Here is a 9,921-nt window from a genome sequence, read left to right as displayed (position 1 = left end):
TCATCTAACAAGCGTAGAATTGCAAAACAAAGCAGGTAAATGGGTTATACCAAGTGTTGCGGCATTTAAAGAGGCAGCAGCAAAAGCAAAATGGCAAGCAAATAATGGTTTCTGTGAAGCTTTAGTTAACCAGCCAGGTGCAAAAACATGGCCAATTGTTTCTGGTACTTTTGTACTTATACCAAAGCAACTAATTCCTCAACATAAAGAGGCAGTGAACTTTTTCAAGTGGGGTTTTGCTCATGGTGACAAAGCTGCTGAAAGTTTAGGCTATATTCCACTGCCACAGTCTGCAAAGAATTTGATATTTAAGTATTTAGGTGAAAATAAATTTTAAAAAATAGGGGAGGTGTCTTCCCTATTTTTTAAAAGTTGGATAAACAATGAAGAAGAAGTTTATTATAATAGATTTTTTTCTCAAGCATATTTCTATGTTTTTTGCATATCTTGCTTTACTTGTAATCTTTGGTTTGTTTTTAGTTTTGTATATAAATTCAAAGGATGCGATAAGCCATTTTGGTTTTTTTAGCTTTATAACAAGCAACGTATGGTCCCCTGCTTTTGATAAATTTGGTGGTTTGATTGCTCTTGTTGGCACATTTCTAACAACAGTTATTTCGGCTATTATTGCTATACCTATAGCACTTGGTATAGCAATTTTTTTAGTTGAAATTTGTCCAAATTTTTTAAAAACATCAATTGGGATAGCTATAGAATTGCTTGCAGCTATTCCTAGTGTAATTTATGGTTTTTGGGGTCTATTTTATTTAGGTCCATTGATTGAAAAATATGTACAACCGTTATTTAATTCTACACTTGCAAAACTGCCTGTTATTGGCCAATATTTTTATGGGTATTCTTCGAGTGTAAGTCTATTTACGGCCAGTGTTGTGCTCGCAATAATGATCATACCATTTACTGCAGCGCTGGCTAGAGACGCACTAAAAATAACACCAGATTTACTTAAAGAATCTGCATATGCGCTTGGTGCAACAAAATGGGAAACTATCTCAAAAGTTATGTTTAGATATTCAAAAAGTGCTATCATTGGCGCTGTGCTTATAAGTTTAGGAAGGGCAATAGGAGAAACTATGGCTGTAACATTTGTTATAGGAAATCAGGACAGTCTTCCTACATCATTAATGTCTGCAACCACTACAGTTACTGCAACAATTGCAAATGAGTTTACAGAAGCAAGTTCTCATTTATATTTATCCTCAATGTATTTATTGGCTCTTATTTTATTTTTGCTGAGTTTTCTTTTGATTATTGGATCAAAAATGTTTTTTTTGAGAAAAACGGGAAATTAAAATGAGAAAACGCAAAATAAAAAATTATATTGGATTATCTATTTCTACAATTAGTGCATTTATTGGATTATTTTTTTTGTTTTGGATAATTGTCAGTTTAATTGAAAAAGGCTTTCATTATATTAACTGGTCTGTATTTACACAAAATGCTGTATCACCTGGAGATGAAGGTGGTGGTTTAAAGTTTGCTATTTTTGGCCAATTGGAAGTTGTAGGTTTAGCATCACTGCTTGGTATACCAACTGGCATACTTGGTGGTATATATTTGAGTGAATATGGCAAAGATAGTTTTTTATCTAATGTTATTAGGAATGTTTCTGATGCCATGACAAGTATTCCTTCCATAATAATAGGTATTTTTGTTTATGCGTTGGTCGTTGTGCCAATGGGTGGCTTTTCTGTTATTGCAGGTTCTATTGCGCTTGCTTTGCTTATGATACCAATTGTAATAAGCTCTATAGATAATATATTAAAGCTTGTGCCAAATGAGTTAAGAGAAGCAGCTTATGCACTTGGGGCACCAAAGTACATAGTAATTTTTAAAGTTGTAGCAAAAGAAGCTATTGTTGGTATAGTGAGTGTTATATTGCTTGCTATATCGCGAATTTTAGGTGAGACGGCTCCGCTTTTGTTTACATCATTTAACAGTAATTTTGAAAGTTACAAACTAAACAAACCTATAGCAACTCTAACTGTAACAATGTATGATTACGCTATGGGACCATATGATAGCTGGCACCATTTAGCATGGGCTGCCGCAATAATTTTGACTTTTAGCGTTTTGTTATTTAATATTGCAAGCAGATTGTTTTCTTATTGGAGGTTTAGTCGTTGAAATATATTTGTAAAATCGATGGGAAACAAAAAATTGATGTAAGGAATTTTAATTTTTATTATGGCAACAAGATTGCTTTAAAAGATCTAAATTTTTGCGTGAAAGAAAACACGATTTTGGCACTCATTGGACCATCTGGATCCGGCAAAACTACGCTTGCAAGGTGTTTTAACCGTATGCATGATTTATATGCAAATAATCGATACGAAGGTGAAATTTTTATTGATGATACAAATATTTTGGATCCTAAAATAGATTTGATAGAGTTAAGAGATAGAGTTGGTATGGTTTTTCAAAAACCTACCGCTTTTCCTATGTCAATTTTCGAAAACATTGCATTTGGTTTAAAATTAAAAGGTATAAAGAATAAAAAAGAATTAAAAGATAGAGTAGAAAAAGCCCTAAAAAATGCTGCACTTTGGGATGAAGTAAAAGATAGACTTGATAAGCTTGCCACAAATTTATCCGGTGGTCAGCAGCAAAGATTGTGCATTGCACGTGCAATTGCAGTTGACCCTGAAGTTTTGGTGTTTGATGAATCTACCGCTTCACTTGATCCTATATCAACATCAAAAATTGAAGATTTAATGGTTGAACTTTCGAAAAAGTTGACTATTATAGCAGTAACACATAATTTGCAACAAGCAGCTCGTGTATCTGAATATACACTTTTTTTAATGGATGGTGAAGTTATTGAGTACGATAAAACAAATATAATGTTTACAAACCCAAAAGATAAAAAAACACAAGATTACATCATGGGTAGGTTTGGATAGGAGCATATATGAGACTGTTAGATGAAGATTTAAGACAATTGAGGGTAAAAATTTCAAATATGGCACAGGCAGCTACACGTATGTTTATTTACTCTATTGATTCATTAATAAATAAAGACCTGGAGTTGGCTCAAAAAGTAAAAGAACTTGATGATGAAGTCGATGCTTTGGATAATGATATAGATGAGTTTTGTGCAAACTTAATAGCCCTAAGGTGGCCTTTGGCTGAAGATCTAAGGATTGTTTTATCTGCTTTAAAAATCAATACATTTCTGGAGCGTATTGCTGATAATGCTACAAATATTGCAGAATGGGTAGAAAAAATTGATTTTGTAGATTTTAGAGTTGATACGAGTGAAATTTCCAATATGAAAGACAAGACTATTATTATGCTTGAAACAGCACTTGATTCCTTTTTTTCTAAAGATTATTCTAAAGCTATTTCTGTTATAAAAAGCGATGATTATGTTGATAAATGTGAGTTATCTATAATTAAAGAGATGGCACAGATGACAAATGAGCAAAATGCTTCAATTTTGACTATACCAATGATTTTTATAGCACGCGCTATAGAGCGTATTGCAGATGAAGCTACAAATATTGCAGAATTATCACTTTATATAGCAACGGGTGAAATTTTTAAGCACAAACGCATCAAAGATTTATAAGAAATGTTTAATATACTAATTGTAGAAGATGAAGAAACAATATCTCACTTAATTGAATTCAACTTAAACAAAGAAGGCTTCAAAACAGTTATCGCAGGTGATGCCAATTATGCAATGCTTCTTTTGAAGGATTTTATACCCAATGTTATAATATTGGATCTTATGCTTCCTGGTTTGCAAGGGGAAGATTTCCTTAGATTATTAAAATCTAAAAATGAGTACAAAGACATTGCTATAATTATTTTGAGTGCAAAATCGCAAGAAAGTATAATAACAAAATTGCTTGCAGATGGAGCAGACGATTACATTGTCAAGCCATTTTCTGTAAAAGTTTTAATAGCTAAGATAAAAGCATTATTAAGAAGAATTGAAAAAAAAGATAATAAACTAATATTTAATGGCATAGAGCTTGATCTAAATACATTTAGTGCATATTTAGACAATAAAATCATTGATTTAACGACTAAAGAATTTGAAGTTTTGAGACTTTTTTTATCAAACCCCAATAAAATTTTTTCACGTGAAGAGTTATTTACAAAAGTTTGGGGTTACGATAGTCAAGTGCAAACCAGGACAGTTGATGTTCATATATCATCTTTGCGTAAAAAATTGGGTACTAAATCAGATATAATCAAGTCAAAGCCAAAAGTAGGTTATGGCCTTATTTTATAAATTTTTATTTTTTTTGATTTTATTATTTAATTTTCTTATTAGTTTAGCTGTTTTTCATTTATTTCATTTATTTTTTTTAAGTTTAATTTTATATGCTATTCTAACAATTATACTTATAGAAGGATTTAGCCATTTTATTCAAGAAAGTTTTCAAAATCATGGTAATGTTTTTTTTAGAGTTTTTCCCATTGTTAGTAAGATTAGTGAAAGACAATCTCAAAAAATTGATAAACTTAGTCTTCACAGATCAAATCTTTTAAAAATTATAGAAAATATTAAACTAGGCGTTTTGCTTGTTGATAGCAAAAATACAGTTATATTATCAAATAGCTACATTTCTTTTATTTTCGGTTGCAATATAGAGCAGGGACAATCTATAATTGATGGCTGGAAAAATTATAAAGTATTGGCACTTTTTGATAAGTTTATAAAAGAGAATTTTCAAAAAGTTGAATTTGAGCATAAAATTTTAAAATTCAACAAAATTTCAATAGAAAATGGTTATATAATAATAATCGAAGATATAACCAAAGAAGAATCTTACCAAGCTATGAAAATGAATTTTTTTTCAAATGCATCACACGAGCTCAAGACCCCAATTACAAGTATTGTTGGTTACGCAGAGACTTTACTGTTGAATAAAGATATAGACAAAAAGGATCAAAGCAAATTTTTGAAATACATACACAAAAATGCTCTAAATTTAAATGATTTGATAAATAATATTTTGCAGTTAGCTGAGATTGAACATTTTAAGCACTCTACCGATAACTTGACGGATGTGAATATTGAGTCTTTGCTTTTAGAGCTAAACATTAATCACTTAATAAGTAGCAAAAATATTGAATTTATAAAAGAATGTTCACTAAAAACAATCCCTTTTAATGAATACCACTTAAAAACAATATTAAACAATTTGCTTGACAATGCATTTTTTTATACAAAAGAAGGTTATATAAAACTAAAATGTTATGAAGATGATAATTTTTATTTTTTTGAAGTTGAAGATAGCGGCATAGGAATTGAAAAAAACCAACAGGAAAAGATATTTGAGCGTTTTTATAAGATTAAAAGCAAGGGCAGTGGGCTTGGTCTTGCTATTGTCAAACATCTTGTGTTGCTTTATAATGGTTTTATTGAATTAGAAAGTACGGTTGGTTTAGGCAGTTTGTTTAGGTTGACGTTTCCAAAGAAAGTCGAATAGTTTTTGTAAAAAATTACTATTGTGGTATAATTGAGATGTGTTTATTTTTATCTTAGAAAAAGAGGTAATCTATGGATACTAAGTATATTTTTATAACAGGTGGTGTTGTTTCATCTTTAGGAAAAGGTATATCAAGTTCTTCTTTGGGTTTTTTGCTAAAAAAAAGAGGTTTCAATATTTCTATGCTAAAAATTGATCCTTATATCAATATAGATCCTGGTACTATGAATCCATATCAACATGGAGAAGTATATGTTTTAGACGATGGCTCAGAAACAGATTTGGATTTAGGCCATTATGAGCGCTTTACTGGCTTAAAGCTAACCAAAGATAATAATTTTACCACAGGGCAAGTATATTATAGCGTTATTGAAAGAGAGCGAAGAGGCGATTATTTGGGAGCTACTGTTCAAGTTATACCTCACATCACAGATGAGATAAAACAACGTATTAAAAAAGCTGCTTTGAATAAAGATATTTTGCTTGTAGAAATTGGTGGAACAATTGGTGATATTGAAGGGTTGCCGTACTTAGAGGCTATTAGGCAGCTAAAGTTAGAACTTGGTAGCAAAAATGCTGTATTCATACATGTTACGCTTGTTCCATACATTAAAGTCACAGATGAGCTAAAAACCAAACCTACGCAACACAGCGTCAAAGAGCTACAATCATTGGGTATTCAGCCAGATATAATTATTGCAAGAAGCGAGATTGCCCTTGATGATGCACTAAAACAAAAAATTGCATTGTTTTGTAATGTCGATAAAAATTATGTAATTAATGCATGTGATGTTGATACAGTTTATGAAGTACCCGTTGCGCTAAACCAGGAAGGTCTTGATATTGCTGTATTAGAAAAACTTGATTTGCCAGATAACGGTGTTGATATAAATGAATGGAAAAAAATGGTTCATTCTATTAAGTATCCAAAAGATGCAGTAGAAATTGCTTTTGTTGGTAAGTATGTTTCGCTAAAAGAAGCCTATAAAAGTTTAATCGAGTCTTTTGTGCATTGTGGTGGTAGTTTAAATATAAAGGTAAATTTGCGCTGGGTTGATTCCGAAGAATTGGAAAAAGATGGCGTAAGTCTACTTAATGGTGTTGATGGGATTTTGGTTGCAGGCGGCTTTGGCTCAAGGGGTATTGATGGAAAGGTCATGGCAATTCAATATGCAAGGGAAAATTCCATAGCATATCTTGGAATTTGCCTTGGTATGCAAACAGCTGTAATTGAGTTTGCAAGAAATGTTTTAAAGTTAGATGCAAATTCTCAAGAATTTGATGAAAAAAGCCCAAATCAAGTTATTCACATTGCAGATAAATGGGTTAAAGATGGTATTTATATTGAAGGAAACTCCAAGAAACTTGGTGGCACAATGAGGCTTGGTAGTTACCCTTGTGTTATTGAAGAAAACACTCTTGCACACAAGATTTACAATCAAACATTAATTTACGAAAGACACAGACATAGGTATGAGTTTAATACTTCCTATATGAAATTATTTGAAGAAGCAGGGTTTATATTTAGTGGTAAAAGCCCAGATGATAAACTTATTGAAATTGTAGAACTTAAAAATCATCCTTTTTTTATTGCCGTTCAATTTCATCCAGAATTTCAATCAAAACCATTGAACTCTCATCCACTTATTAAAGCTTTTGTTAGTTATGCTTATGAATCAAGACGAGTTAAAAAAAGAGATTTCTGAAAGAAAAATCAGAAATCTTTATATTTTTAATAGTGACGATTACTTTTTAAAACGCACATATATTGATAGATTATCTAAACCAGAGAATTTGAAGATACAAAAATTTTTTTATATGACTTTTGAGCAGTTTTCAAGTGATGTTGCTCATTTGTGTTCAGATGATTTATTTAGCACAAAAGTAATAAAGCATGTAAGATTGAACTTTGAGCTTGAACAGCTTATTCATATTAAGCCATTAAATAACATAATAATAATAGATCCAATAAAATGTTCAAATAAGCTAAAATCAGATTCAATAGTAAACTTTAGACCGCTTACAAAACAAGAGATAAAGGCTTACTTAAAAAGCAAAATAAAAAATTTAGATAGTAACTTTATAGAAAAAATTAGTAATAGTGACTTTTATAACAATGCAACTGCACTTTATATATTAGCTGAAAAACTTATTTTGTCGGAATATAAAACCGAAATTGATTTTTTAGAAAACGAAATATCAAATTTTGAAGCAGTAGATGCAATTATACACAGAAATTTTCAGCTTTTTAGTACTTTTTTAGATAAATACAACGATTATCCTTTAATATTAATTGCAATGCTTTCTACAATCTTTTTTAATGCTTTTTTAGAATTTTACAATTTAATGGAACCGTCAAAACCATACTATAAAAGAATTTTAAGCATTTTGGGTAAAAAAAAACTTGAAAGTTTACTTTCTATTTTGTATGATTTGGATAAGTTATATAAAAGTTCAAATATTCGTAATTTACTGCCATTAAAATTAAAAATTTTTAACTGGATGGTGCAAAAGTGAAGAAATTTATCTTTGTAGTACACAATCACCAACCTATAGGCAATTTTGATAGTGTATTTGAGGAAGCTTTTAATAAAGCTTACCTACCATTTCTTGAAGTAGCCTCTAAGTTTGACAGCTTTAAGTTTGCAATTCACTATTCTGGCCCGCTTTTAAGATGGCTTGCAAAAAACAAGCCCGATTTTATTAATCTTATCAGGCAGCTCGTATCCAAAAACAAGGTAGAGATACTTGGTGGAAGCTTTGCAGAAAGTATTTTGCCAGTTTGGGATTTTGATTCGTCAAAAGCTCAGATTGAATACATGAATAATTTGGTTTATGATTTATTTGGTTGCAAGCCTTCTGGAATATGGCTTGCTGAGCGCGCTTGGGAGCCAGATTTGCCAAGCGTCATTGATCCGCTTGAGTATGTAGTAATAGATGATATCCATTTAAAACGCTGTGGCGTTCAAGAAAGTGAGATTCTAAATACAGTTTTTGTTGCAGACAATCTTTTTTCAAAGGTTAAACTTTTGGCTTCAAATGAAGTTTTACGCTATACTATACCTTTTAGACAACCTCAAGAAACAATTGATTACTTTAATAATTTTGACGATGAATCATTTTTTGTGTTTGCGGATGATGGTGAAAAATTTGGTATTTGGCCGGGTACATACGATTGGGTTTACAAAAGCGCCTGGTTAGAGAATTTTTTAAATCAGATTAACAACGTTGTAGAGTTTGTTTTGCCAAAATATTTTTTCGCGAATTACACTGGTTTACTTAAAAGAGCTAACCCACCAACTGGTTCATACACTGAACTTGGTGAGTGGGCTTTAGGTTTTGAGGCTCAAAAACAATACAATGAGTATATGGACAAAATTAAATCTATAAATTTGTATGACTCTCAAAAACATTTCATACAAGGTGGCACATGGCGCAATTTTTTGGCAAAATATGATGAAGCCAATAACATGCATAAGCGTGTATTATTTGTAAAACAATTTTTAGACATGAAAGATAAACAAAAAACTGAACAATTTTTTGATGCACAATGCAATGACGCTTATTGGCATGGTATTTTTGGTGGTCTCTATATGCCACACTTAAGAAATGCAGTTTACGAAAATATTATATCTGCGGCTAATTTTGAAAATACTGTAACTTTGGCTGATATAGATAATGATTATTGTGTTGAGTATGTTTTGAGCAATAGTATTTTTAATGTTTTTGTTAAACCTAATTATAGTGGTTCAATTTTTGAGTTTGACATAAAACCTTTTAATTTCAATATAACAAACACAGTAAAAAGACATAAAGAATTCTACCATACAAAAATAGATTACAAAAAACAAAACTCTAACGTTGAAAGCATACATTCTCAAATAATTGCTAAAGATAATTTAGAAAATTCTATTTTTTATGATAAAAATAACAGATATAGCTTTGTTGATCATATTGTTAAAAAAGATTTGACAATAAAAGAGATTTTTGAGAGTTCTTTTGATCAGAATAATGAAATACTTAAATACAGTGCAAAAGCTTTGGAATATAGTTTACACCTAGAAAATAAAAGTTTTGATATTCGAAAATCGTACACCATGGACAATAATAGCTTAATAGTTGACGTCTACAATCCTCAGAACGTAGTTTTATATGAAGAGCTAAACTTTACTTTTTTAAGTGCATTTTTTGATAAGCAAATTATAATAAACGAAAAAGAATATAAAATGGATTCTTTCGTAGAAGAGCTAACTGACAATATTTTATTTGCCGATAACTACAGAAAATTGTACTTTAATTTAAATTTTACACCAACGAATGTTTTTCTTGTACCAGTATATAGTGTTTCTTTATCTGAAAGCGGTATAGAAAAACTTTACCAACAAACCTGTCTGTTTATTAAATGCGATATGCCTATGTTTAGCGTGAAATTTAATTTATTCTAAAGAAGGCGGGG

9 protein-coding genes and 1 pseudogene are annotated in these 9,921 nt (G+C 30.7%); all 10 read left to right on the top strand.

Translation table 11 applies throughout. From position 1 onward, the window contains the following. Positions 1 to 337, top strand: a pseudogene (locus tag ACP5FO_RS01535) (phosphate ABC transporter substrate-binding protein PstS); the annotation flags it as partial. A 46-nt stretch (positions 338 to 383) separates the two neighbouring features. Then, positions 384 to 1,310: a phosphate ABC transporter permease subunit PstC gene (pstC, locus tag ACP5FO_RS01530; RefSeq protein WP_428106869.1), complete on the top strand. Its 927-nt coding sequence runs from the start codon at positions 384 to 386 to the stop codon at positions 1,308 to 1,310. Position 1,311: 1 nt separating this feature from the next. Continuing rightward, positions 1,312 to 2,145 carry a phosphate ABC transporter permease PstA gene (gene pstA, locus ACP5FO_RS01525; protein WP_428156915.1) on the top strand — a complete coding sequence of 278 codons (834 nt, stop codon included), beginning with the start codon at positions 1,312 to 1,314 and terminating at the stop codon, positions 2,143 to 2,145. Next, positions 2,142 to 2,921: a phosphate ABC transporter ATP-binding protein PstB gene (pstB, locus tag ACP5FO_RS01520; RefSeq protein WP_428106875.1), complete on the top strand. Its 780-nt coding sequence runs from the start codon at positions 2,142 to 2,144 to the stop codon at positions 2,919 to 2,921. The genes pstA and pstB overlap by 4 nt, the downstream gene beginning before the upstream one ends. Before the next feature lie 8 nt (positions 2,922 to 2,929). Then, positions 2,930 to 3,589, top strand: coding sequence for a phosphate signaling complex protein PhoU (gene phoU, locus ACP5FO_RS01515; protein ID WP_272979615.1), 660 nt, complete (start codon positions 2,930 to 2,932; stop codon positions 3,587 to 3,589). Between the two features lie 3 nt (positions 3,590 to 3,592). Then, entirely contained in the window at positions 3,593 to 4,261 is a 669-nt protein-coding gene (locus ACP5FO_RS01510) for a winged helix-turn-helix domain-containing protein (protein WP_428106882.1), read from the top strand. 13 nt (positions 4,262 to 4,274) lie between these two features. Further along, positions 4,275 to 5,465 carry a sensor histidine kinase gene (locus ACP5FO_RS01505; protein ID WP_428156914.1) on the top strand — a complete coding sequence of 397 codons (1,191 nt, stop codon included), beginning with the start codon at positions 4,275 to 4,277 and terminating at the stop codon, positions 5,463 to 5,465. Positions 5,466 to 5,536: 71 nt separating this feature from the next. Then, positions 5,537 to 7,171 carry a CTP synthase gene (locus ACP5FO_RS01500; RefSeq protein WP_428156913.1) on the top strand — a complete coding sequence of 545 codons (1,635 nt, stop codon included), beginning with the start codon at positions 5,537 to 5,539 and terminating at the stop codon, positions 7,169 to 7,171. Continuing rightward, positions 7,137 to 7,982 (top strand): hypothetical protein, encoded by an 846-nt coding sequence (locus tag ACP5FO_RS01495; RefSeq protein ID WP_428156912.1) that lies wholly within the window; start codon positions 7,137 to 7,139, stop codon positions 7,980 to 7,982. Before ACP5FO_RS01500 ends, ACP5FO_RS01495 begins: the two co-directional genes overlap by 35 nt. Then, positions 7,979 to 9,910 carry an alpha-amylase/4-alpha-glucanotransferase domain-containing protein gene (locus ACP5FO_RS01490; RefSeq protein WP_428156911.1) on the top strand — a complete coding sequence of 644 codons (1,932 nt, stop codon included), beginning with the start codon at positions 7,979 to 7,981 and terminating at the stop codon, positions 9,908 to 9,910. The genes ACP5FO_RS01495 and ACP5FO_RS01490 overlap by 4 nt, the downstream gene beginning before the upstream one ends. Positions 9,911 to 9,921 lie beyond the last annotated feature (11 nt).

Source organism: Desulfurella sp., assembly GCF_049977265.1.
Taxonomy (GTDB): domain Bacteria; phylum Campylobacterota_A; class Desulfurellia; order Desulfurellales; family Desulfurellaceae; genus Desulfurella.
This window is presented reverse-complemented; position numbering and strand designations above follow the sequence as displayed.

What these genes read in the sequence shown, in the direction of transcription:
- pstC (WP_428106869.1), top strand. Translation starts at nt 384, where the DNA reads ATGAAGAAGAAGTTTATTATAATAGATTTTTTTCTCAAGCATATTTCT.
- pstA (WP_428156915.1), top strand. Translation starts at nt 1,312, where the DNA reads ATGAGAAAACGCAAAATAAAAAATTATATTGGATTATCTATTTCTACA.
- phoU (WP_272979615.1), top strand. Translation starts at nt 2,930, where the DNA reads ATGAGACTGTTAGATGAAGATTTAAGACAATTGAGGGTAAAAATTTCA.
- ACP5FO_RS01510 (WP_428106882.1), top strand. Translation starts at nt 3,593, where the DNA reads ATGTTTAATATACTAATTGTAGAAGATGAAGAAACAATATCTCACTTA.
- ACP5FO_RS01500 (WP_428156913.1), top strand. Translation starts at nt 5,537, where the DNA reads ATGGATACTAAGTATATTTTTATAACAGGTGGTGTTGTTTCATCTTTA.
- ACP5FO_RS01495 (WP_428156912.1), top strand. Translation starts at nt 7,137, where the DNA reads ATGAATCAAGACGAGTTAAAAAAAGAGATTTCTGAAAGAAAAATCAGA.